This is a genomic window from Spirochaeta cellobiosiphila DSM 17781 (assembly GCF_000426705.1).
Classification (GTDB): Bacteria; Spirochaetota; Spirochaetia; order DSM-17781; family DSM-17781; genus Spirochaeta_E; species Spirochaeta_E cellobiosiphila.
Genome location: NZ_AUFW01000007.1, coordinates 147,570 through 171,551 on the forward strand (window position 1 = coordinate 147,570; position 23,982 = coordinate 171,551).

Genomic DNA, 23,982 nt, shown 5'->3' on the forward strand with positions numbered 1-23,982 from the left:
TCTCCTTTCATTAGGAACCCAAACGTTCACCTTTCTTGTTATAGGCTATTTTATGGCTTCCTACCTGACCTGGAATATAATCATAACGGTATATAGCAACACCACTTACATTCTCAGTTAATCTTTCATCAATTCCCAGATGTGATACTTGGACAGGTCGACCAAAATGATCGTAGACCCAACGATAATAGGCAACACCCTCTGAGTCAAGAATGTTCTGCTTAAAGATACCCAAGTTTTCCTGTTCTTCTAGCAATCCTTCCTCAGTATAGCTGTAATTATATTGGGAAACAGACTTATTATCTACGGTTAAACGATTATCTATTCCATAATTGCGCTTGCTTAATAGTCGTCCATCACTGTCATACTGGTAGGATATTTTGAAAACCCCTTCAGGTCCTGCCCCTGGTTCCTCATAACGGGAATAGTAACTGATTTCATCAAGGAGACCTTCAGGACTGAATTTCCATTTATATATTCCTACCCCATGGGAATCTTTTTTTAGTATACCATCGATTCCAAAGAAGCGCTTTTCAATTGTTTTTCCATTTTTATCAAGTTTTTCACTATAGACAGCGATACCATAATCATCTTCTTTTTGCTCTAAATCAGTGCCATAGATACGTTTTTCAAACTCTGATCCCTGTTGGAAGAACTCCCATTGATACATCGCTACACCTTCAAAATCCAGAGTAAGCTGATCCTGTACATCATAATGTCGTTCTTCAACAAGGTTACCTGCTTCATCCCGACGGTAAAGATATTCATGAACCCCATTATCATCAGCCACAGGCTTATAGTTTTCATTATAGAAAGACTTGGATATAGCATATCCCCGATCGTCATAAGTCCATTGCGTGTGGGCTATGCGGTACATGTTTTCCCAGGGATTCCCATGGGAATCCAGGAAGGTTTCTTCAATTAGATTGCCAAGACCATCATATTTCCATTGGACCTGGGCATAACCACCTTCACTTTCTGTGAGTTCGCCTGCATCATTATACCCGGCGACAAGGGTCATTTGACCTTGCTGATTCCATTCAAAGCGTCGTTCCTGTAGCCCGTCTTTGGCCACGACAGGACGTCCTTCTATACTAAAACGAAGGGATCTAAGGCGATTACCTTTGTCATCGCTTTCCCAACGATAATAGGCAACACCCAGGTTATCAGGCATGAGCTGGCCATATCTGTCGTATTTGTAGAGGCCTATCTTTTGACCCTTTGCGTTTTTTTTGATTCGTTCACTATAGGCACCTAGGGGATCATGATCGGGCCAGCCCAGAGCATTTTTATAAGATCGTTCTTCATAATCCCCATAATATTGAATATCAATGGATGCCACTTTGAAATTCTCATCCGGAGCAGGAATACCCATTTTAAAATAACTGACCTTAGTGATGCGGCCCTGGCTGTCCTTTTGTATCTTATAGACATTTTGAAGAGCGAATTCTTCTTCACTTACTGGATATCGACCGACAAACTCATAGTTACCGTCAAGTTCAACAAAGCGGTACAGGATTGTTCTGTCCTGTCCAAAGAGAAAAGCTGGTAGTAAAAAAAATAAAGTAAGTATTACTTGTTGAACGTGTGACATATATAACCCCCCTCTTCAACTATCGGCAATTAGGGGGGCTTGTTTAACGAATTATGTGGTTGAGGATTTCCCTGGTGATTCCATATAAGGGTGGTAATCCTTCAGATCGTTTTAGAGGCTGAGACAGATTACTATGATGGCCTAAGGGGAGATCAGAGACATAGTAAAAATATCGTTGATCTATGTTTTTTGACAAAATTCCTATATCACTTAACTCACGGATAGGACGGGAATAAAAACTTCCTTCCATCTCAAGACCAATACAACCCCATATTTTTCTATAAAAATGAAGCATTTCCTTATTCTGTAACAAGGTACCAGATACAGTGAGGAGAGGACCTTTATGAACTCCTACTTGAAGAGTGTCCCGTAATCTCTTACAGGCCTCATCACAGGGTTCTTGTAATAAGAAATATCTGTCCTCCACCTGTTCCAGAAAGGCTGTGGGAACAAGAATGTCTCCCCGTTTGCCTAACAAGGCCCCTGCCTTTCCCAGAATATTTATACTCCTGATTTTGTGACCATAGAGCATGATAAGGTTACGTATTATCTCTTCAGCCTGTTCTCCAAAGGCATAATCAATATTGACAATGAGCTTCTTTTTCTCAGTATTAATAGCTTCTAAAGAATCGTCTAACTTCCAGCCTTTGAGTTTTTCCATATTAACAAGCTGAACTTGAACCCCTGTGCTGGCTGTGTTCTCTATTCTAAGAATTCCATGTTCCAGATCTTCCTTGTCAGATAAAACAGGGCCCATATCCTGTACATAATCAGGGAAAAGCGCATAGGAAAGATCTGTTTGATTCAGCCAGTGTTCTGATAAGTAGGGATGTTGTCTCTCTTTAGCCCAGGAAAGGATAGCTTCTCTATGACTGGCCAAGCTAGGATTTAGACAGTTGATAACCGAATGAGTATTAGAACTAATGATATGAACTTCCCAATCTTCACTTAAATCAGCAGGATCGACTTGCAAAAGATCCTCAGTGGCTTGACGAATCTGGAGTGTCCATTTCTCACTTCGTCGACTATTGTAATTATCAATCTGCTTATGAAGCGTTAGATTGAATGCTTCATTATGGAGAAGAATATTCTGGATTTGTTCTGAAGTATTGTTAGCCCATATATGATATAAACCTTCGGCCTCCTCCTTTGAAAAGGGAAGGCCTTCTATCTGGCTGGAACTTTGAAGGAACCCAAGCCACTTAGGTTCGGACAATCTCTTCCGTATTTTTTCCGCCTCCACACTATAGGTACATAGACAGCTAATGAAATCAAGCAAATCTGAGAAACCATGTCGAAGGAGTATTAAATCCTTACCTTCCATCATTTTCCAAGCCTCTCGCCTTCGTCCTGCAGTAGGTATACTGTCAAAGAAGTCTCCCGGTGAACGATACTCAGGTGGCACATCATCTGTCAAAAGCCAGGAAAACACAGAAGTCACATTCTGGGGTAATCTGCGAATAGCATAGGATAAGGCATTAGTATCAATGAGAGCATTATTCAATACTTCCGGATGAAGAGCGGGTTGTAAGGTTCGGTATAAACGCAGAATTTTACGCCAATCCATAAAGCTTGAATTAAGCCCTCGCTTAACCTCCGCAGTGTAGTGATCAAAAGCATCAAAGAGCCCCTGCTTGTCCCTTAGAATATTACCTAAAGAATGAGCAAAAGCCCGTGAATGAATAACCAAAGAGATAAAATCAGATCCTTTGAGCGACCATAAAACACAGTCTGATAGAGCTTTGGCACTAAAGATTCTTTCAGGTTGTTTAAACAGGATAGCCCTTTCTCCGAAGTAGTGGCCACTCCTGATCATACGTAAGGGCTTTTGTCGATTAGGGGTGATACTTCCTGTCCCGACCAATCCTTCTTCTATCAAATAGATTTCAAAGGATCTATCACCCTTTGAAAAAATGAATTCTCCTTCCCTAAAAGTCACCCTTTCCATCCTCTGGGTTAGGGCCTTCTTTTCTTCTAAGGCCAGGAACCGGAAGGGAATCATATTTTCCAATAATTCGATAAGCTTTTTATCATTTTTTCTCAACTTCTCATCCTCTTTATGTTAATATAATAGTGTAGTCCATCTTGAGAAAGGTGAAGCTTCTTTTAAATAAATAAATTTTTCTTCATTTTTCCATTGATGGATTTCCCCATTATGTGGGATTATTGTTGGGTTTAAAAGCACAGCATAAATATTCTAAACGGAGGCATAAATATGAAACCAAATCGAGATGTTGGTGTTCATCTTGATCAAAGTGATCCCCAGTACAGAGAACGTATCATCCGATACATCAATCTCAAACTGGCGGCGTTGGGTCTCCCTCCTTATACCAAGGCGGGAAGTGAAGATCTTGAGATTGCTCATGATCTAATAGAAGGATTCCGGGAAAAGAATAATCTGCTGTCAGAATACCTCTGTCCAGTCGATCAAAGAATTCAGGATTTCTTGAATGAGTACCTTGATGATGCAGAGGAAGATACAGTTCCTCGTTTACCATCAAATACCTTAGTTCTCGACCGTTATGGTTTGGCAAGAGAAATGTCTATTCCTGCAGACGGTGATGAGTTCATTACTGATATAGTTCATTCTTATAGAATAAAACAAGGGGTTCTTCATAATCCCAAAAATGATAGAAGAACAACAAAAGGATCCTTTCACGTTTGTGAAGGCGGACTACCTGTACCTTTTGATAAAAAATCTGTTCCCAAGACAGCTTTTGCCCGTATCTTAAAAGCGGCCTTAAAGCCTACTGCTGAGTTAAGCCTATTACCCTTCTCTGCAAACCAAGAAGAAAAAGCTCATACCATGGTATCCCTTCTTCTTAGACCTATTGTTTGCCCAGAGGTTCCTACTTATACATCAGAAAAATCTATGGAAATCAGATTCTTTGCTCCCGGTAACCTCGTTAGTAACCTGGACTTTGTTGAATCTATTTTTGGTAATGCAGGAGATCCTAACCTACCTGACAATGATGCAGGATTGGATCCTCAGCATTGGACAGGACATACAGGTTGTGTAATCCTGGCTCCCCATGTGAGTCTTTTAACTAAGAAAGAACTGGGCCTTCCCCAATGGGATAAGGCAACAGAACGACAGAAAAAAGACGGTATGGCATGGAAAAAAGAAGATGAACTTTATAATGATGGAACCCCCTTCAAACTTACCGCAAGAAATGAAGAAGGTGTCATTGTTACTATCATAGCAGATAACTACTTTGGTTATTCCAAGAAGGAAGTTAAGACTCAGATTGGCTATTCTGCTAACTTGTCAGGACTTTGTGAAGAGGAACATGCTGGAGGGGCTTTAACTTTCCCAAGTTACAATCTTGGTGTTAAGTTTGTTCCCGATTCAAACCTACGTAGTAAGGGTCAAACTTTTGATACTATAGTCAAGATATTGGGAAGCACCATTGATGTTAAACCTGAAGGTTATGGAGTTGATACAAAATATCCAAACATCATCTTCCTTCCTGAAAATGCGGTTATTGATCTGGAAAGCCAACAAGCCTCCTGGAAAGAGGGAAGTAAGACTCATTCCATTAGAGTTCTACCTGAAAACACTTATGTCCATCCTACTGGTTATAAAATTCGTATGGAAAAACATCCTAACTCACCCAATTGGCGTTTAGTAGGAACTGTTGCAGAAGGAACACTTTGCCACAAACCATGTACCGTATCTGGTGGAGGTAAGTCAGAGATATCTAAATCTCTTTGGGATGCCATCAAATTCGGTCCTGTTTATATCAATGATTTTGAAAAAGACATGGATATGGCGGAAGCTATCATCAACAGAGATTACCACGACAGATTCAAACCGGAGTTCCATCCCGGAACAAAGGCTTCACGGACTATTCTTAGTGAAAGGAGATCTCTTGGTTCTGTTATTAAACTCTTGACCCCTACAGAAGATTGTACAGATGAGTTTAATGATTGGCTTAGATCAATTCCTAATCACATTAAAAGCTTGGTATTCTCCATAAAAAGATTCTACCAACCTGAATGGGGTGATAATTGGAGAGAGCATTTCAGCGTTGATATCATCAACGGTGTATCTGGTAACCAAGTTAAATTCAAAGGCCTTGATTTAGTGGGTTCTTATTTGAGAGTTGGTTCTAGACACGATGGTTCTGGCTGGACATATAAGTTACGACAAGACTTTATGCCTGCTGATAAGGTACAATGGGAAGATGATATCTCTGCTTCTGTTATCGTTCCTTCCAAAGAACTAGAAGGGTTAAGCGAATCTTACAAAAACCGATCTGTTAAAATCACTACAAACTGTGAGTCAAGATTTTTCCAGAGACCTGATGATGCAGTTAAGAAAGGTTATGATAAACAAGCAGAATTGGATTTATCCAGCCAAGGGAACTTTATCAGTAACTTTGAGCCTTTGAAACAAGAAGAGGCCAAAGAACTAATGCAGGATACTATAGACTTTTATCAATACACTGATCCCATGAAGGATTGTATTGAAGAAATGGCAACCACCGATAAAGACAAGTACTTTATTGTGTCCAGTCATCCTCGTATTGTAAATGGAGCTCCTTCAAAGAATGTTAGATATCTACAAGTTCGTCCAGACTTACTGGATGATACAGACCTTTATTTAGCAGAATTAGGAACAAGACTTTATAGACAGATTCCTATTGATAAACCTGTCTATAATCCTGTTAATGCGGTATTACCGGGAAGACGAAACAACCCATCAGATCATGAAGCGGGTATTAGACCTTTAGCCGTATATAACCCCATTCATTACCAGGAACTACCTGAGATCTTTATGGACTTTACTTGTTCTCTAACTGGTAAGTCTCCTTCCACAACAGGTGCTGGGACAGAAGGAGCGTTAACTAAAGCTCCTTTTAATGCCTTGGTCGCCACAACTGACCTTAACAATGCTCTCTTAAGCTTTATTCTGGGAGATTACAATGGATTTACATCTGCGGCAGGACATATTGGTCCTAACTATAAGGTAGATCATGATGTTAGTTTGTTCATTCCTGAAATGTGGTCACGAATGTCAGAAGCTGAACGGGATCCTAAGTATCTATTAGATAATGGGTATCTGGAAAAGCTGGAAGACTTCGAATACAAAGGGGAAACGATTAAGGCTTCCTGTTTGGGATATAGAATCACTAGAAAGTTTACAACGAACTTCCTTGGAAGGATTTTTGATAATCCTGAGACTGTATTCAATGACGATATGCTTAAGCCTGAACTTCAAAACATGGACGACTTTGTTGATGGGATTAAGAACATTACCGAAACCTTTGCAAAGGTAGCCAAGGAATATCTTGCAGATGGTTCTGTAGAAGGATTTATTCCACCACTTAAAGCTATACTCCATATCATGGTTGATGGAACTTATGAAGGTAAAACAATACATGATCCTGAAATCCGTAAATTATTCACCAGAGAATATGTCATTAACTCTGACTGGTATAAAGAAAGATTAAAACTTCAACAGAGTAAGAAGATTGATCTTTATAAGAAGCATATTAAAAATCTTACTAAGTTTATTAATGATAAAAAGAACAGCAAAACAGTTGAACGTCTTGATCTTAAATCCAGACTAGCATTGGCAGAGAACAATCTGGCCCTATGTAGTGAAGCTGGATATCTAGATAAACTTGAAGGAACAATTGGAGCAGATCCTCTCTACAAGATCTAGAGAACGTTTCGATTAGAAAGGAAGGGCTATCGCCGAGTCAGATGACTTAGGTTGTAGCCCTTTTTATTGGTATTGTTCTAATAAATCATTTAGGGCAACACTTTTGCCTTTAGAATGACAGGCCGCTATGATTTTCTGTGCAGCCCTTCGTGCTCCCAAAAGAGATTTCTGACTATGGATTAGTTCAAAACGAACTGGTGAATTAATATGCTGTAAGGTAGCTTTGCGTCCTTCGATAATGACAAAGGAATCAGAATTGTCTTTGATAAAACGATTGGTAAAGTTAATCACTTCCCCTTGTAGATAATAAGCAAAGGAAGGAAGTAATCTATTGATTTCATTTGTCTTAAACAAAGTATTCTTTACATCCTTTATGGGAATCCTATGAACGCCATCATTATAAAGGACTTCGTTCCCCTCTATACTTATTAGCTGTCTAATGACATCCAATTCTTCTAGACTAATACCATCTAAATTATCTTTTTTACTAGGAAAGTTCTGAAGGAATAGATAGGTATAGAGGCGAAAAATATCCCCATTGGACCATTGAAGAGCATGAGGATAATGGGAGGATAGTAAATCTACTAAGGTACCTTTTCCAACACCAGACTCACCACAGATCAACAAAGTGGTTCCTTTTATATTGTCAGGAAGACTTTTTACTATTAATTGAAGCACATCATCGGGAGTCTTGCCTTCCACATCAATAATGGACCAGCGGAAATTCTCCTTATCTGAAACTGATAGTATTTTCTTATCCAAAGCATAATCAACGCCTCTTTGAAGTTTTTCAGCATCTTCTTTATCCCTTTGAACCAGAAGATTTGCTTCATCCCGGGATATCTTTTCAAATAAAGGATTGGCGTCTAGTAGTTGGATAAGAAAGGATGTCTGTTGAGCAGGATTGAGTTCTTTTATGGAATGAAGTAAATCTCCAACAGTAGAGTTCATGTTTATTCTCCTGATGCTGTAAAATGAATGACTTGTCGTGGTTTAGAACCTTGAGCAGGACCAACGATACCCCGTTCTTCCATCTCTTCAACAAGCCTAGCCGCTCTGTTATACCCTATCTTTAATCTTCTTTGCAAATAAGAAGCACTGGCTTTGCCTGCATGAAGAACGATTTCAAGAGCCTTATCATAAAGAGGGTCTGCATCTTCTGCAAAAAGACTTGCAGTGTCTGTATCATTTTCATCATCTTCCATAAAGATTTCGTCATCTATATAGTCTGGTTTCCCCAAAGTTTTAACATGATCAACTACATTTTCTACTTCATCTTCTGATAGGAACGCCGCCTGCATTCTCACAGGGAAAGGTTCCGATGAAGAAGTAAAGAGAAGGTCTCCCTTACCCAGTAATTTTTCAGCCCCCATTGCATCTAAAATGATTCGACTATCTGTCTTACTGGCTACCATAAAGGCGATACGAGAGGGAAAGTTAGCTTTAATAAGACCAGTAATAACATCAATACTTGGTCTTTGTGTTGCTAAAACAAGGTGAATACCAACGGCCCGGCTCATAGCAGCTAATCGAGCCAAAATACCTTCTAACTCCTTACCACTTGTTGCCATAAGATCGGCAAACTCATCAACAACTACCACAATATAGGGAAGCTTATTTGTCGCTAAGGACCGTTTCTCTACCTTATTATTATAACTGGTAATATCACGAGCCCCTAAGGCATCAAGAAGGGCATAACGTCGTTCCATCTCATACAAACACCATTGGATGGCCTGTAATGCTTTCTTAGGATCCGTAATGACTGGTGTTAATAAATGAGGAATATCATTATAAAATTTCAGTTCGACAATCTTTGGATCAACCATCATGAGTCTTACTTCGTCTGGGGAACGCTTATAGAGTAAGGAACATATTAAGCTATTCACACAGACAGATTTACCAGACCCGGTAGCTCCTGCTATAAGCAGGTGAGGTGTCTTGGATAGATCAACAATCTGGACATCCCCGGAGATATCCTTCCCTAGTACGATAGGCAAAGCTTTGTCATCTTGTTGGAATTGCTCAGAATCAATCATCTCTGAAAAACTTACCAGAGATCGTTTTTTATTAGGAACTTCAATACCCACAGCATGCTTACCAGGAATAGGTGCCACGATCCTAACCCGGGAGGCGGCTAACCTAAGAGCTATATTATCTGCAAGATTTGTAATTTTGCTTAGTTTAACTCCCGGTGCAGGAAGGATTTCAAACATGGTGATAACAGGACCTTTACGAATACCAGTTACTTCTGCTTGAATTTTAAATTCTTCCAGGGTCATTCTGAGCTTTTCTGCGGCTTCTTGAGTAGCTTCATCTATTTTTAAGTAAGACATGTCTCCATGAGGTCTTAATAGGCCAGAAACAGGAACTTTGTACTTACCACCATAGGAACTTCTTAGATCACGTTCTACATGAGGGATACCTTTAGGAAGGTTTGCCTCTCGCAACTGTCCATCCCTATCCTCACCTGGTAGAAGATCCTCTTCATCATCTTCTTCGTCGTCTTCCTCGTCTTCATCATCCTCGCCAAAGTCTTCTTGTTCCAGCACAGGAAGAGTCTCAATAACATCTTCCTTTTTTGCTTCTTGGCAGACAGGTTCTTCAGAATCTTCAATGACTGGCTCAGGCACCACTTCATCTGGAGGAAGGTCTTCCTGTGTTTCCTCTATAGGGGTGGAAATAACTTCTTCTTGATAATTGTCTGGAATATATTCCGTTTCTGGAGGCTCTTCCGGGATTATGGGGTTACTTTCTAAGACTTCACTTTGACCTTTTAATTCTTTTAGGACTTGTTCTTTGGAAAAATAAGTTCCCTGACTAGGAGGTATAAATTGATCTATACCCTTTGGCATAGGATGGGTAACTAATCGTTCCCATTCTACAACCTCACCTTCTTCGGGTGGATTATTGAGCTGATTTTCATACTCTTTAAGCTCCTGATTAAGCCTTTCTTCCATCTCATACATTTCTTTGATAAAAGGGTCTTCTTCATAAACCATTTCTGACTGAGCCTCAACAAAGCTTTGATTGATTAACTCATTACGTTCTTCATAAGAATGAAGTTCTCGATCTAAATCAGGTTCTCTTCTTTCCTCTATGATCGGCTCTTGTTCTATAACTTCTTCTTCTACAATTTCTTCATTCTCATTATCATTTTCAGACCCTGGGAAGAAGCGTTTCTTCGCTTCCTTAGCAATACTAGTCAAACTTTCCTTTACTGATAAACTTTGATTGGCAAATCGCTTGAAAAGGAATTGATATAATATGAAGAGCGCTAATATTTCTATCAGAATAAATAAAGAAAAAAGAACAACACTTCCTGCTTCCCCTACTGTATTACGATAATAATCAGCACCTGGAGAGCCTTCTACTCCAGATACAATCTGAACCATAAGGGCTAATGTTAAATAAGGAATGAGGGAAGCATTCAGACAATAAACCAGCTGATAATGGTTTTTCTTAGATAATAAGAGATACAGAAGCATACCCAGATAGATAGGTATATACCAGGATAAACCGAGAAAAGAGCGATAAAAAAATTTACCCGGAGCAGCAATGATACCTATGACAGGCCAATCTGCCGCACCTAATGAATATAATAAAAGGGACACCCCAATAAAGCTAGCCACTCCAATCAAGGTGTTCTTTACAATGTTGCTAAAAGAATCCACAAGCATCCCCCTTCCCTTTTTATCGGATTATTTAGAAGGATCTTTATAGGGGGCTTAGATCTAAAAAAAGATTAAGCCCAGAACTCCTAAAGGAATAAGATAAAAGCTGAAGTAATATAGCTTTCCTTTTTTAAGTAACCTCAAGAGCCAGGTTAAACTGACCAACCCAACTAAAAAGCTAGCTATTATACTTATGACTAAAACAAAAGGTGTCACAGAATCAAATAGGTTTCCCGCATCTTTTAGGTCAAGGAGTACAGCTCCCAAGATGGCAGGAATGGCTATAAGAAAGCTATATTCACCTGCTTCTTCTTGAGACATTCCCGCTAAGCGACTGGCAGATATGGTAATACCAGATCGCGATATTCCCGGAAAAACTCCTAAACCTTGGGCAAAACCAGTAAAACAACCGACAAACCACATACGCTTTGTGCTTAAATCTGTGCTTTCCTTTTGCTTGCCTTTGTAGACATGAAGAAAGAATAATATCAGACCTGTTACAATAAAAAACAAGAAAGTAAATTTAGGATACTTATCAACTTCTAATTTTTGGATTAATACACCAATAACGCCAGTGATTAAGGTTCCAATAAGGATCATACCAACCATAATTATATTTTTATTATCAGCTTCATTTTTGTCAGACTTAGAAAACTTCAATAACGATGAAATGATACTTCCTATCTTCTTACGAAAAACGATAAAAATGGCCAATAAAGTCGCCAAATGCAGTAATACATCAAAAAGGACAGGAACATCTCCCAAGCCCAATAAATTTCTTAGGACTAATAAATGTCCTGATGAAGATATAGGTAAAAATTCAGCCACACCCTGAAGTGCACCAAGCATTAAGCCTTGCCACCAATCCATCATGTTTCTCTATCCTTTTAGAAAAATTTATCCAGAACCTCTTCTGCTGTTCGTTGATCATAGAGCATACCATAAAACACAGAGGAGACAAGTACCTTTTTATTATAGTTACGTGTCTCTTCAAAAGGTATAACATCAATAAAAAGATCCGACGGCCATCGACTATATTGATTTTTCCATCGACGAAGCCTTGTTAGACCAGCATTATAGGCCATTAAGGCATCACTATAAGAATCTGTTCTATCCCTTAAACGTCTCAAATAATGACTACCTAGTGTTAGATTATCATTAGGATTCTTTAAATCAAAATCCTTCAGCTTTATTCGTTTAGCTTCTTCAGCAGCAGTAGAGGGCATTAGCTGACTCAGTCCTATAGCTCCAGCATGAGATCCTATGTCTGCCTGAAAGTGACTCTCTTCCCGAACTAAACCCCAAAAAATGGGACTGTACAGTTTTTCCTTCTGAATCACCTGATCCATCATTTTCTTATAAGCTTGAGGATAAAAACGGAGGAGTTCTTCATTATTGATTTCATACCCACTATCCCAATACAAATTCATTATTCTAATACTCAATAAAGGTAAATCTTCCTTTATTAGCTCATCTGCGTACCTTAACAACAAAGAAGCTGACAGATTGGGCTTTAGAAGATTTATTTTTTCAGCTCCCTCCTGGACTACTCCAAACCACAAATAAGGTTCCCAAAGGGCATCTTCATATACTACCGATTTGGGTCCACTAGTTTTTCTTAGCCCATTGGGAAGCCCATATTCCTGATGAGTCTTGTAACGACTCATAATTGCGTAAAATCCCCAAGGATAGGCTTGATAGGCCTGATTAAAATAGTATTCTTCGTCCTTATTTATCCATCCTATTTGGGACATTCTAGCAATTGTATAAGCATAGGAAGATTTTATTTCAGCTGTTCCATATTGGGATAACAGTGGCCATAGTTTTACTAAGCCATTCCCCTGTCGTTTGCTGATTTGTTTTAATCGAATATTTTCAAAGAGATCTTCGAAGTATTCATCCCATTGCCAAACAGAGCTATTATTACTTAAAAGTTCAATACCTTTATCAAAGTCAGTTCTAAAAGCAGAATCCAGTTGATACCATAAGACTCGCCTCATTGGAATAGAACTTGATTGATCCTCTATCTCGCTAAAGGAAGTATAGGCACGATCATAATAACCATATTGACGGTCTAATAATCCTTTATAAAAAGAACTATCAGTATCGCTTTTCTGGCCAAACCATTGACTACCCTTTGTGTACTGATTTTGATTCAGAAAATATCTATATATTGAATAATACAGAGAAGAGGGAATATTTATTTTTTGATCCAATAAATCATATATCTGGTTATAGGAATTCCTGGCTAAAGCCAGTCGGAGGTCTTTTATGGCTAATAAATCCTCATCAAATAATTCATCAAATTCGGGATGGATCTCTACATAACTAGCCAATCTTAGATCTAGCGAAGAGGGGCTGGTTTTGGTAAGTAAACTTATCATTTCTGGAGGAATGACTCTTATTCCCTTTTCCCATAAACTTACGCTAAGGATAAGATAATATTCTTCTTGTAATGTGGATGATAATTGTGTCAGATCAACCTTTTCCCATACATCTAAAGATTCGACTCGTTGATCTTGCCAGTACATGGATAGACCATAATTATATAACCAAATATTACGGGGCTTATCCTCCTTTACAAGAGGTTCTAAATAGTTTTTAAGGTTAGCCCATTCACTATTCTGATTATATAACTGGATGACACGTTCAATAGCTTCTTCCCGCCAGGGAGACTCCCTGTCAGTACCTTCTTTCTTAAGATATTCCAAGCGTTCCTGAGGGCTAAGATTTTCATCAAGAGAAGTAAAAAACCAGTAACCGTGAGGATAAGTGCTCCTGTGAAGAGGCGCTTTCTTCTGTGATGCCTGATAAAGGGTGAGTGATTCGTCAGTATGACATGACATTAATAATAATAGGAAACTACTTTTCAGGAATAAGTAAAGTATCTCCCGCATAGATAAGATCTGGATTTGGTATTTCATTAAAATTAGCAATATGTCCGTATAACCAAGGATTTCTATAGTAATTAGCAGATAAATCCCAAAGTGTATCACCCCATTTAATTAAATGTGTCACAACTACAGGATCTGCTGCCACTACTTCATCGTCCGAATTAACCTCTACCTCAACAGGCGCTACTTCTTTCTCAGGCTCTATGGTAACTGGTGTAGGTGGTGGAACACTTTCATCAGCTTCCTCCATCACCTGAGATACAGGTTCTTTTGTCTCCATAGAGGGTTCAGACTCAGGTCTATCTCTAAGATAACCTAGCACCAAGTATATCACAATTGCCAAAAGAGCCAAGGCTAAAACGATGAAACCTGCCTTTAATATGGTGGAACCCTTTTTACTTTCTCTTTGATCATCACCATAATAGCTACCATCATTATCAAGATCATTTTCATCCATTATGGCAGTAGAGAACTCTTCTGGTTCTTCTTCATATTGACCAGCCACGTCTTCAGCATCAGGGAACTCATTCAAAATGTCCTGGGCTGTCGTACCTTCATCAGGATCTAAATCAAAATCTGGAACATCAAACATACCCAAATTCATAGTATCTGTCTCAAGACTTATAGATAGATGCTGTTTTTCACCTGTTTCGGGATCTTCCAACGTACCAGAAAAAACACTTTCACTATCAACACCAACAGTCAAATGGAGTTCAGGACTAGAGGAACTATCCTGACCTAAATCAAGTGTCAGGACGCCTACAGGAGTGGCATTGGCCATTTCCTCGCCCTGCCCTTTAAAGATTGGGACTTTGACACCCTTTTGACCACCATGACTGGTTGTAAGTACAACTCTCTTACTCGTATTTTCCTTCTCATCCATAATGGCATAGAAGGTTCCGTCTGCTTGTTTAATCCCCAACATATATTTATGTCTCCCCTTACCATTCTGACCACTGATTTCCTTGCTTGACAAGGGCTTCTATCAGGTACAATAATTTAGCCATGATTGACATACTACCTTTTTTGGTTATCGGCTCATTAGTCCTATTAATTATATTATTTTTCTTTATAAAAGTCTTGAATTTAAGTGGAAAAGACGGGTCTGGAACAAAAAACAAGAAAAGAAAAGACAGAAACGCTGTCCTTAGAGAAGCAAATAGAAAATTAAGTATTAACCCAAAAGATACAGGAGCCCTTAGTGCTCTAGCGGATATCTATTATACAGACGGAGATATTGAAAAAGCTTATAAGGCCTATGGAGCTTTGTTAAATTTGGTAGCCATGAATCCGGATTTGGATGAATACACTATTAATTTACGTTACGGCCTCTGTGCGATGAAGATGAAAAACTTTGATGAAGCTTATAAAAATCTCGCCATAGCAAGAACGATGAAACAGGATGTTTTTGAGATCAACAATAATTTGGGAATCATAGAATTTCAACGTAAAAACTATGAGAAAGCAGCTGCTTTGCTTCGACAGGCTGTGGCAGAAAAAAGTGACCTTCCTGAAACCTCAAAATATCTTGGTCATAGTTTGTACAAAATGAAAAAATTCAAAGAATCAAGCACCATGCTTAGAAAAGCTCTAGACCTGGAACCAGACGACAAAGAAAGTATGTTCCTTTTAGCACAATCCTATTTTGAACAGAGTCAAAGTGACAAAGCCCTAAAAATCTTTACCCATTTGAGACCAGATCCTGTTATGGGACCTCATGCAGCATTGATGGCAGGAACCATTAATCTGCAACTTAAAAACTTTAATAAGGCTATTATGGATTTTGAAATTGGTTTGAAACACCAAAATCTCACTTCTGATCTTGCGATGGAATTGCGTTATCGTCTGGGAAATGCTTATTCTAATACACAAGAATTAGGAAAAGCTCTAGCTTTATTTAAAGAGATCAGGAATATTAATCCTAGTTATAAAGATGTTAGTGACCTGATAAAAAAGTATTCTGAACTGCACTCCAATAGAAATCTTCAAACTTATTTATTGGCACCTACCAGTGAGTTTGTAACCTTATGTCGCAAGATAACACAGAATATGTTTAAGAAGTCTCGAGTGAAAATTATTGATATTCATGTCAATAAAAATGAGTATGCTGATGTGCTGGCAGAAATATCAACGGCAAAATGGGAAGATGTCATTTTATTCCGATTTGTTAGAACGACGGGTCAAATTGGTGAACTATTTTTAAGAGATCTTCATGCTAGAATTAAGGATATGCGAGCTGGTCGGGGATTCTGCATGACCCCTGGTGAGTATTCAGAAGGGGCGCAAAAGTTTGTTGAAGCTAGACTCATCGACCTTGTAGATAAACAGAGGTTAATGGACATACTACAAAAGTCAGATCGTTTTTAAAACTTGAACTGAAAACTCAATAAATGACGTTCTCTTCCTTTCATAGGAAGAGTGTCTATATTGCTGTTTAGAATCTGTTCTTTGTAGGGAGTTATTTCTTGTTCTGTATGCTCCCTTTTTCCTTTATAGGCACAAATCCATGTGTCCTTATGGGCAATGTTTTTAATATCTTTAACAATATCTTCACTGAAAGGTCGAAAGGCTCTAAAAGTGATCAGATCAAACTTTGATTGAACTTCACCTAAGTTGCGATCAATGATATGAACGTTTTCCAATCCTAACTGAAGTATTGTTGCCTTAAGGAATTTCACCCTTCGACTTGATCTTTCAACAAGATGGATATGCTTATCAGGATTAAAGATAGCCAATGGGATTCCCGGCAATCCTGGACCAGAACCAAGGTCTGCCAAGCTCTCATACTTATGACTATTGATCAATGGCATAGGAGCCAGCGAGTCAACAAAATGCCAATAGTCAAGCTCATCCTCATCTTCATAATTGACCAAACCATACTTAGGATTCCAGAAAATTAACTCTTTCCTATACCTCAAAAGTTTTTCATAGTGAGCTTTATCAACAGTTATGCCGATTTCTTCCAGAAGGGTCTTTATATCTAACATTTACCTTCTACCCAGGGAAACCATCAATACAGCAATATCACCGTTTCGTACTCCATTGATACGGCTTGCCTGACCAATAGAATGGGGTAAAACATTTTTTAGTTTTTCCCGACCTTCCTTGCTCAATCCTTCTATTTCATCGTAATTAATACTAGAAGGAATGATCTGCGTTTCCATTTTCTGAAAGCGTTTAATCTGTCTTTCCTGCTTTAAAATGTACCCTTCATACTTGACATCTAATTCAACTTGGTTCAACCATTCAGGAGAATGACCAAAGGGCATTGTTTCATCTAATTCCAATAAACGTTTTAGGGACACCTCTGGATCCTTAAGGACATTATAAAAATCCTTTCCCTGATGTTTTTTTAGAAGTTCATCTTTCGCTATATCATCACGTGTAAGCTTTCTTTTGTGAAGATATTCCTTTATATGAATGATTCCCTCTTGTTTTTGTTTGTGTTGTTCATAACGTTCTTGAGTATGGAGTCCTAACTGGTAACCTTTGTCAAAAAGTCTGGCGTCACTGGAATCATGACGTAATCCAATACGGTGTTCAGCCCTGGAAGTAAACATTCTATAAGGTTCTTCTGTTCCCATGGTAACCAAGTCGTCAACTAATACACCAATATAAGCTTCTGCTCTAGAAAGGATTAAAGGCTCCTCTCCACGCATACTTAGACCAGCATTAATACCGGCCATCAATCCCTGTGCAGCCGCTTCTTCATAACCACTTGACCCATTTGTTTGACCTGCTAAATATAAACCTTTAAGGATTTTACTCTCTAAAGTAGGAAATAGTTGACTAGGATCACAATAATCATATTCAACAGCATAGCCGGGGCGCATGATTTCTGCATGCTCTAACCCAGGTAAGGTATGAATAAAGGCTTCTTGAACATCTTCTGGAAGAGAACTGGATATACCATTGAGGTACATCTCTTCAGAATCTAAACCTTCTGGTTCAACAAATATCTGATGTCTATCCCTGTCTGGGAATTTTACGACCTTATCTTCTATACTGGGGCAATACCTTGGTCCTGAGCCTACTATTTTTCCAGAGTAGAGAGGACTTCTATGCATATTTTCTTCAATAATTTGATGTGTCTTTTCATTGGTGTAGGTTATATAACATGGTAAAGTTGGTCGTTTAACAGAGGAATGACCAAAACTAAAGGGGACTACATCTTCATCTCCATATTGTAATTCCATTTTTGTAAAGTCCAGACTACTTTTGGCAACCCTTGCCGGGGTTCCCGTTTTCATACGACCTACATTAAAACCAAGTTTTCTTAAAGTAACATCCAAACCATGAGCCGCGGGCTCTCCAATACGTCCTGAGGACTTTTCAAATTCCCCAATAAAGATCTTCCCAGCTAAAAATGTACCAGTGGTCAAGACAACCTTATGACAGGTAAATTTCTTTCCCCTTTCTGTGATAACACCTGTTATCTTCTTATTTGTTGTGTCTACCTGAAAATCAGCAACCGTATCCTGGAAGAGACGCAGATTTTTTTGCAATTCTAACGTTCTCTTGGCCATGGATTGGTATTTCCATTTATCCGCTTGAGCTCTGGGGGCCTGAACAGCAGGGCCCCTACTCTTATTCAGAATTCTGAATTGAATCATCGAAGCATCAATAAGACGGCCCATTTCTCCACCGAGAGCATCGATCTCTCGTACCATATTACCTTTTGCTAAACCACCAACTGCTGGATTACAGGATAACTTACCTATAGTATCCAGGTTCTGAGTGATTAACAGTGTATTAAAATCCATTCTGGCGAGAGCCAAGCCAGCTTCAATACCAGCATGCCCTCCCCCTATAACTATTGCATCAAAATCCATTTATTTCCCCACACAAAAATTCGAGAACATATTATTCAGAATATCAGCGGACGAGACTTCTCCCGTTATCTCACCCAAGGCATCCAGAGCGTCTTTCAAATCAATGGCAATCATATCCAGAGGCATATTCCCATTTAAACCTTCTATTGTTTGTTCCAGACTATCATTAGCTCTATCAAGGAGATCTTTTTGTCTTTGTGAATCTATAACAACGTCTCCCTTAAGCTCATGCCGACCCATAGCCAGTTTATCCTGAATATGCCTTTCTAATTCAATAAAACCGACACCAGTACTGGCACTTAAAGGGACATACCCATCAGGTTTATTAAGGAGAGATACATCCGTTTTGTTCCAGATACATATGAGCTTATCACTATCATATTGATTAATATTTGTTGTATCTTCTATAGAAATTCCAGAGGCACCGTCTATGAGATATAGAATGATATCAGCAGAATCGATTACATCAGCAGTTCTTTTTATTCCTTCTTGTTCGATAGGATCATCTGATAGTCTTAGTCCTGCCGTATCATAAAGCCTGACAGGAATACCTTTAAGGTTGATCCACGATTCCAAATAATCTCTTGTCGTTCCATGTATATCAGACACAATGGATCTATCTTCCCGAAGAAAGAGATTAAACAAACTGGATTTACCAGCGTTGGTTTTGCCAGCTAGAACAATTCTTATACCTTCCTGATATATTTTTCCAGTATTGTATGTTTTGAGTAAAGTTGAGATATCCTCACGAGCCTCTTCGATCCGAACGACAGGTAATTCTACTGCTTGAACTTCATCTTCTGCATAATCAAGTTCAAGAGAAAGGGCACTCAAAAAATTAAGTAATTTGCTTTTAATGGCATTGATTTTTTCTTCTACACCGCCACTCAGACGATTCATGGCTAAAGCTTGAGCCCTATTCGTTTTTGCAGTAACCAATTCATGAATGGCTTCTGCTTTGGTTAAATCAAGTTTGCCCGCCAAAAAAGCCCTCATAGTGAATTCACCCGGAGCAGCATCTCTGAAACCTGTTCTACGCAGCAAATCCAAAATTCTGGATATCCCTGGTCGACTGCCATGAACAAATAACTCAACAGATTCTTGCCCAGTATAACTCTTGCCTTCACGATATATAGCAGCTGTTATCTCATCTACCTTCTCCTTGCTTACAGGATCAAGGAGATAACCATAATGTATTGTATATCCATTGGATTCTAATAACTTTTCTGGCTGGGAAAAGATAGAACTAATGGTCCTGATGCAGTCAGGTCCAGAAGTTCTAATAATAGCCAATGCGCTTTCACCCCAAGGAGTAGCTAAAGCGGCTATCAGATCCTCTGTTTGGTATTCTAAATCTTTCATCTGAATAAAAATAGTGAATTTACTTGACTAGGACAATAGGGTACATATTGATACTTGACTATTTTATAAGCTCAATAGAAACTGTTTTTATGAATGATGAGCCTAATATAAACGATCTAGGCGGATTTGATTCCCTAGACGCTCGAGAACAGATTAAAAATGTAATACTGGCCCTAAAGGAAACACAAAGACAGCATAAAAAGAAAGCTGAAGAACTTAAGCTATGGGAAAATAGGCATAAGCTAGCTACCCAGGCCAGTGAAAGTGAATTGATAAAAGCAGCAGAAACACGTGTTAATGAACTAAAAACAGAAATTGATAAACTTATTCTAGAAGAGTCTTCCCTAAAATCATCAATAGATGTTATGAAAGGACAGTTGATCAATATTGATATTGAAACAGACAAGACAGTTGATGCAGAACTGCTTTTACAGGAATTTGAAAATGTATTAGGCGTAACAACTGATAATAACACGGAAGTAGATTCTCCCGAAATTGACAACGCGTTAAATGAACTCAAGAAAAAGATGGGATTATAAATGATATTTGAAAGAACTAATAAACCTCGCCTATTTGGTCATAGAGGTTGCTCTCAGAAAGCTCCAGAGAACACTCTGGCAGCCTTTTCCCTCGCTAAAACTTATGGCATTGCCGGAGTTGAATTAGATATTCATCCTTGTCAGACAGGTGAAATTATTGTTCTCCACGATACAACCCTGGACAGAACAACAAATGGTTCTGGATCTGTGTATAATTTAGGTATTAATCAGATCAAAGAATTTGATGCAGGTAGCTGGTTCGGTCCAACTTTTTCTGATCAAAAAATACCACTCCTTTTGGAAGTATTTGAATTGTTAGGTAATTCAGTCATTTATGATATTGAAATCAAAAGTGGAAACTATAAAGTAGATGAGTTCCTGTATAATCTTAATCAATTAATATTCAGGTATAATCTACAAAATCACTGTCTAATATCCTCTTTTGATCCATTCATTCTAAGGAAATGGAAGAAGAGTTATACATCGCTCCCAACAGCACAATTATATAGTACACACAAAGAAGTTCCCTTTCTTTTTCGAGGGGGGAAGTTACCAACACTCATATCTAAAGCGGATATGGAAAAACCTCATCATGAACAAATCAAACAAGGGGGCATGAAGCATCCTTTTCTGGCATGGACTGTGAATGATCAAGCTGAATTTGATCGACTAAAAGCATTGAAAGTGTGGGGAGTCATAAGCGATTGTCCGGAAGATTTAATAATCTAAGGTAATTCTTCCTTTAGTTTTTGAGCTAAATCTATTCCTAATTGTCTGTAGGATGAGTTTAAGGTGCTATCCAGGTTCTGACCTTGCATTAGTTTATATCTACGAGTGCGAAGCAAAACTTCACCTGTTTGAACATTAAAAACGCGAATATCGCCATACACTTTAACAGAATAATTTTGACCATCGTAGGAGAAGTCTTCTAATTGAGCAGTTCCAATAATGATTCTCTTTATGGTATCGCCATAATCTCTTTTTATTCTATCAAGTACAGCATTATTATCCTCTTCTAACACATATAAATGATCCAGATTATTAACTTTCAATTGATAACCTGATTTTTTTAAGTGCGAATCTAAACCCAATTCTGTTATGTTTTGTCCAACGGGCTTACCTCCCGAATCAAGATCTAATATCAAAGTACTCGTAGTAATATTCTGTGCCATTGAATATACATTAATCTGAACAGATGATTTTTTTTGTTCTAATAAAGATAATACACTGTCGTATAAAGATTTATTTTGTTCTATCAATTTCTCTAATTCTGGGGGGTATAAAAAAGCTTTTACATTATATAGTCCAACAGATCGTTCCTCAGGAGGAGTAAAAAGAACATAACCCTGACCAGAAGAAATTAAAACCAAATGTTTATCCGTCTTTTTTCCATTTTGAAGTTGGGTGGAATAATTAAGTTTAATGGGAATAGCTGCAAGTTTCTGATTTTCTGAAGAAGTCTTTTGTTCAACGTAAAATTTAAGACCTTGAGATAATTGCTCTCCCAATCTTACGGATACTTTATCTTCTTGACCAGAGCCCATATTAAGATAAGGAAGAACCCCTTCTATTCTACTTATTATAAGAGAATTCTCTTCAATATTACTGGCAGTAAGATAAGTGACGAAAGCTTGATAGTATTGTTCATCAGCAGCAAAAGAATCACCTTTTTCTATAATAGACAATTCTTCATCAAGAACTCCCGGTTTATCACCGGGAGTCGAAATATTATCTTGTGATTCTGTGGTCTTACACCCCATAAAAACGATAAACAAACAAATACAAAGTACACAATTGATCAGTTTCATGGGGGTAGCCTCTTGTTTTGAAACTATTCTAGTTCGTTAAGAGCCTCTTGAACTAAGTCCTTAGCTCGAACTTTTGTTTCTGGCTCAGCTTCGACACCATCCATAGCATCCTGGATTTGTTCATCAAGAAGATCTTTCTGTATGGAATAAAGATAAACATAAGTATAAGCATCTTCATCTACATCACCTTCAGGTGTGAAATATCTTCTTAATACCCAGTAGTCACCTTCTTTCTTTAGACCAGAAATACTAGCTTCTGAAAGAGAAGTAACAACTTTTTCCATATAAGCTTCAATATCATCAAGATCGCCAACAGCAGCACCAGAAAATTTAGCTCTTACTCTTGTATCGATCATTTTAACAACATCACTAGCAGCTTGAAAATCTTCTGTCCACATTTTCAAACCTTCTAAGCTCTTTCCTCTAGGAGATTCTAGTTTAAACAGATAAACATCTTCATATTTATCGAGTTTTTCTAATTCACTAATGTCCATTAAAACCCATTCAGGAACGTCTTTGCCCCAGGCATAATTCTTGTGGTCAATTATTTCTGGACGTTTAGTGACAACCTCTAAAGGTGCTGAAGCTGGTTCGTTAGTTTCTTTAGGCGAACTAGCACAGGAAACAACCATCCCAGCCAAAATCAGTCCCAATACAAGACCAAAAAATCTTTTCATTTTTTTCCTCCGATTGGGGTGTTTCCCCAATTAAATATCAATTTATTACGAGATTGGGTTACAGGCTTAATATAACTCAATCCTGTAGTTTCTTCTGTAATACCAAGTATTATATTATTTAACTCCATAATATTTCCAATGTAATACACAATAAAAGTTATTTCAAAGTCTGTTACTGCAGTTGATCTTACTTCCACAACCTTTGAAATAAGTTCTTTTTTGAATACAGTTAACAATCGTGTATCAATATTGCCAGTAATAACTAGTTCGTATGGAATACCCATCATAGCCCTATCGATTGCATATCTATCTAATTCTTCGAGAATAACAGGAAGGATTTTTCCAATATCTTTGGAAAAGGTTTCTTCCATCGAGTCCTTCAACGAACTCTCTATGGGAAACATAGAAATTTTCTTTTTTGTCAGAACATCATAAACAAGGATGCTGCCAATAATTTTATTATTATCAAGACTGAAGAACTGAAGCTCTATGTAATAGTCATTACCTTCTTCCATTGCTGCTATTAAATTGTCTGAACTATTAATAGCAATATCCTGGTTGTAATTTGTTATGATTCTATTATGCTCTTCAAAATAACTTTGAATAAACTCAATTCCAGAAAGAGCTAATACCGGATCCGATATTTGAGATTCAACAATACCAACGTAATAACTAGCATCAAGAACATAAGAAGCAATTGCTTTTGACTGTGTTGAAGTAAGATTTGTTTTTTCAAGATAGGTGTTGATATCCCATTCAGATTTAGCGTTTATTCTACGATCCTCAGCAACTGTATCATTATCAGACTCACTGATAGTTGAACAAGAGAAGACTATATTAATCATTATCAACAAACCCAATATAGGTAACCGTTTCAAAAACAAAACTCCACTTTTACTATCTATTACTAGTTAAACAATAATTTCTTAATAAA

General features: G+C 38.1%; 17 protein-coding genes. 4 read left to right on the top strand and 13 right to left on the bottom strand.

Going from position 1 to position 23,982, the window contains the following annotated elements:
* Window positions 1-10: 10 nt before the first annotated feature.
* Entirely contained in the window at window positions 11-1,594 is a 1,584-nt protein-coding gene (locus K345_RS0100640; RefSeq protein ID WP_028972526.1) for a hypothetical protein, read from the bottom strand.
* A 43-nt stretch (window positions 1,595-1,637) separates the two neighbouring features.
* A complete protein-coding gene (locus K345_RS0100645; protein WP_028972527.1) occupies window positions 1,638-3,638 on the bottom strand; it encodes a DUF6909 family protein in 2,001 nt (666 codons plus the stop codon).
* 171 nt (window positions 3,639-3,809) lie between these two features.
* Between K345_RS0100645 and K345_RS0100650 the strand changes: the two genes are divergently transcribed.
* Window positions 3,810-7,265, top strand: a complete 3,456-nt coding sequence (locus K345_RS0100650) for a PPi-type phosphoenolpyruvate carboxykinase family protein (protein WP_028972528.1) — start codon at window positions 3,810-3,812, stop codon at window positions 7,263-7,265.
* Window positions 7,266-7,328: 63 nt separating this feature from the next.
* On the opposite strand, the gene K345_RS0100655 is transcribed toward K345_RS0100650, so the two are convergent.
* From K345_RS0100655 to K345_RS0100675, 5 genes are read right to left on the bottom strand one after another with little or no spacing between them, the layout of a single operon-like run.
* Window positions 7,329-8,216, bottom strand: coding sequence for an ATP-binding protein (locus K345_RS0100655; protein ID WP_028972529.1), 888 nt, complete (start codon window positions 8,214-8,216; stop codon window positions 7,329-7,331).
* 2 nt (window positions 8,217-8,218) lie between these two features.
* Window positions 8,219-10,936: a DNA translocase FtsK gene (locus tag K345_RS19120; RefSeq protein ID WP_245584590.1), complete on the bottom strand. Its 2,718-nt coding sequence runs from the start codon at window positions 10,934-10,936 to the stop codon at window positions 8,219-8,221.
* Between the two features lie 60 nt (window positions 10,937-10,996).
* Window positions 10,997-11,809, bottom strand: coding sequence for an undecaprenyl-diphosphate phosphatase (locus K345_RS0100665; RefSeq protein WP_245584591.1), 813 nt, complete (start codon window positions 11,807-11,809; stop codon window positions 10,997-10,999).
* Between the two features lie 14 nt (window positions 11,810-11,823).
* The gene (locus K345_RS0100670) at window positions 11,824-13,782 is read right to left on the bottom strand and encodes a flagellar assembly lytic transglycosylase (RefSeq protein ID WP_028972531.1); all 1,959 of its coding nucleotides are present in this window, start codon (window positions 13,780-13,782) and stop codon (window positions 11,824-11,826) included.
* A 16-nt stretch (window positions 13,783-13,798) separates the two neighbouring features.
* The gene (locus K345_RS0100675; RefSeq protein WP_028972532.1) at window positions 13,799-14,755 is read right to left on the bottom strand and encodes a LysM peptidoglycan-binding domain-containing protein; all 957 of its coding nucleotides are present in this window, start codon (window positions 14,753-14,755) and stop codon (window positions 13,799-13,801) included.
* An 80-nt stretch (window positions 14,756-14,835) separates the two neighbouring features.
* Here K345_RS0100675 and K345_RS0100680 point away from each other — a divergent pair, with 80 nt between their 5' ends.
* The gene (locus K345_RS0100680) at window positions 14,836-16,197 is read left to right on the top strand and encodes a tetratricopeptide repeat protein (protein ID WP_028972533.1); all 1,362 of its coding nucleotides are present in this window, start codon (window positions 14,836-14,838) and stop codon (window positions 16,195-16,197) included.
* On the opposite strand, the gene rsmG is transcribed toward K345_RS0100680, so the two are convergent.
* From rsmG to mnmE, 3 genes are read right to left on the bottom strand one after another with little or no spacing between them, the layout of a single operon-like run.
* Window positions 16,194-16,817, bottom strand: a complete 624-nt coding sequence (rsmG, locus tag K345_RS19125) for a 16S rRNA (guanine(527)-N(7))-methyltransferase RsmG (RefSeq protein ID WP_053227942.1) — start codon at window positions 16,815-16,817, stop codon at window positions 16,194-16,196. The two genes, K345_RS0100680 and rsmG, sit on opposite strands and share 4 nt — an antisense overlap.
* Complete coding sequence (mnmG, locus tag K345_RS0100690) at window positions 16,818-18,662, bottom strand: tRNA uridine-5-carboxymethylaminomethyl(34) synthesis enzyme MnmG (protein ID WP_028972534.1); 1,845 nt, start codon at window positions 18,660-18,662, stop codon at window positions 16,818-16,820.
* The gene (mnmE, locus tag K345_RS0100695) at window positions 18,663-20,024 is read right to left on the bottom strand and encodes a tRNA uridine-5-carboxymethylaminomethyl(34) synthesis GTPase MnmE (protein ID WP_028972535.1); all 1,362 of its coding nucleotides are present in this window, start codon (window positions 20,022-20,024) and stop codon (window positions 18,663-18,665) included.
* Window positions 20,025-20,113: 89 nt separating this feature from the next.
* Between mnmE and K345_RS0100700 the strand changes: the two genes are divergently transcribed.
* Complete coding sequence (locus K345_RS0100700) at window positions 20,114-20,563, top strand: hypothetical protein (protein ID WP_156888254.1); 450 nt, start codon at window positions 20,114-20,116, stop codon at window positions 20,561-20,563.
* Window positions 20,564-21,292 (top strand): glycerophosphodiester phosphodiesterase, encoded by a 729-nt coding sequence (locus tag K345_RS0100705; RefSeq protein ID WP_028972537.1) that lies wholly within the window; start codon window positions 20,564-20,566, stop codon window positions 21,290-21,292. It begins immediately after the preceding gene.
* On the opposite strand, the gene K345_RS0100710 is transcribed toward K345_RS0100705, so the two are convergent.
* From K345_RS0100710 to K345_RS0100720, 3 genes are read right to left on the bottom strand one after another with little or no spacing between them, the layout of a single operon-like run.
* On the bottom strand, window positions 21,289-22,371 hold the full coding sequence (locus K345_RS0100710; RefSeq protein WP_028972538.1) for a hypothetical protein: 1,083 nt from the start codon (window positions 22,369-22,371) through the stop codon (window positions 21,289-21,291). The genes K345_RS0100705 and K345_RS0100710 overlap by 4 nt on opposite strands.
* Window positions 22,372-22,394: 23 nt before the next feature.
* Window positions 22,395-23,048, bottom strand: coding sequence for a hypothetical protein (locus K345_RS0100715; protein ID WP_028972539.1), 654 nt, complete (start codon window positions 23,046-23,048; stop codon window positions 22,395-22,397).
* The gene (locus tag K345_RS0100720; protein ID WP_028972540.1) at window positions 23,045-23,926 is read right to left on the bottom strand and encodes a hypothetical protein; all 882 of its coding nucleotides are present in this window, start codon (window positions 23,924-23,926) and stop codon (window positions 23,045-23,047) included. The genes K345_RS0100715 and K345_RS0100720 overlap by 4 nt, the downstream gene beginning before the upstream one ends.
* Window positions 23,927-23,982 lie beyond the last annotated feature (56 nt).

What these genes read in the sequence shown, in the direction of transcription:
- K345_RS0100700 (WP_156888254.1), top strand. Translation starts at nt 20,114, where the DNA reads ATGAATGATGAGCCTAATATAAACGATCTAGGCGGATTTGATTCCCTA.
- K345_RS0100675 (WP_028972532.1), bottom strand. Translation starts at nt 14,755, where the DNA reads ATGTTGGGGATTAAACAAGCAGACGGAACCTTCTATGCCATTATGGAT.
- K345_RS0100680 (WP_028972533.1), top strand. Translation starts at nt 14,836, where the DNA reads ATGATTGACATACTACCTTTTTTGGTTATCGGCTCATTAGTCCTATTA.
- K345_RS0100670 (WP_028972531.1), bottom strand. Translation starts at nt 13,782, where the DNA reads ATGTCATGTCATACTGACGAATCACTCACCCTTTATCAGGCATCACAG.
- K345_RS0100665 (WP_245584591.1), bottom strand. Translation starts at nt 11,809, where the DNA reads ATGATGGATTGGTGGCAAGGCTTAATGCTTGGTGCACTTCAGGGTGTG.
- rsmG (WP_053227942.1), bottom strand. Translation starts at nt 16,817, where the DNA reads ATGTTAGATATAAAGACCCTTCTGGAAGAAATCGGCATAACTGTTGAT.
- K345_RS0100655 (WP_028972529.1), bottom strand. Translation starts at nt 8,216, where the DNA reads ATGAACTCTACTGTTGGAGATTTACTTCATTCCATAAAAGAACTCAAT.
- K345_RS0100705 (WP_028972537.1), top strand. Translation starts at nt 20,564, where the DNA reads ATGATATTTGAAAGAACTAATAAACCTCGCCTATTTGGTCATAGAGGT.
- K345_RS0100710 (WP_028972538.1), bottom strand. Translation starts at nt 22,371, where the DNA reads ATGAAACTGATCAATTGTGTACTTTGTATTTGTTTGTTTATCGTTTTT.
- mnmE (WP_028972535.1), bottom strand. Translation starts at nt 20,024, where the DNA reads ATGAAAGATTTAGAATACCAAACAGAGGATCTGATAGCCGCTTTAGCT.
- K345_RS0100715 (WP_028972539.1), bottom strand. Translation starts at nt 23,048, where the DNA reads ATGAAAAGATTTTTTGGTCTTGTATTGGGACTGATTTTGGCTGGGATG.
- K345_RS0100640 (WP_028972526.1), bottom strand. Translation starts at nt 1,594, where the DNA reads ATGTCACACGTTCAACAAGTAATACTTACTTTATTTTTTTTACTACCA.
- mnmG (WP_028972534.1), bottom strand. Translation starts at nt 18,662, where the DNA reads ATGGATTTTGATGCAATAGTTATAGGGGGAGGGCATGCTGGTATTGAA.
- K345_RS0100650 (WP_028972528.1), top strand. Translation starts at nt 3,810, where the DNA reads ATGAAACCAAATCGAGATGTTGGTGTTCATCTTGATCAAAGTGATCCC.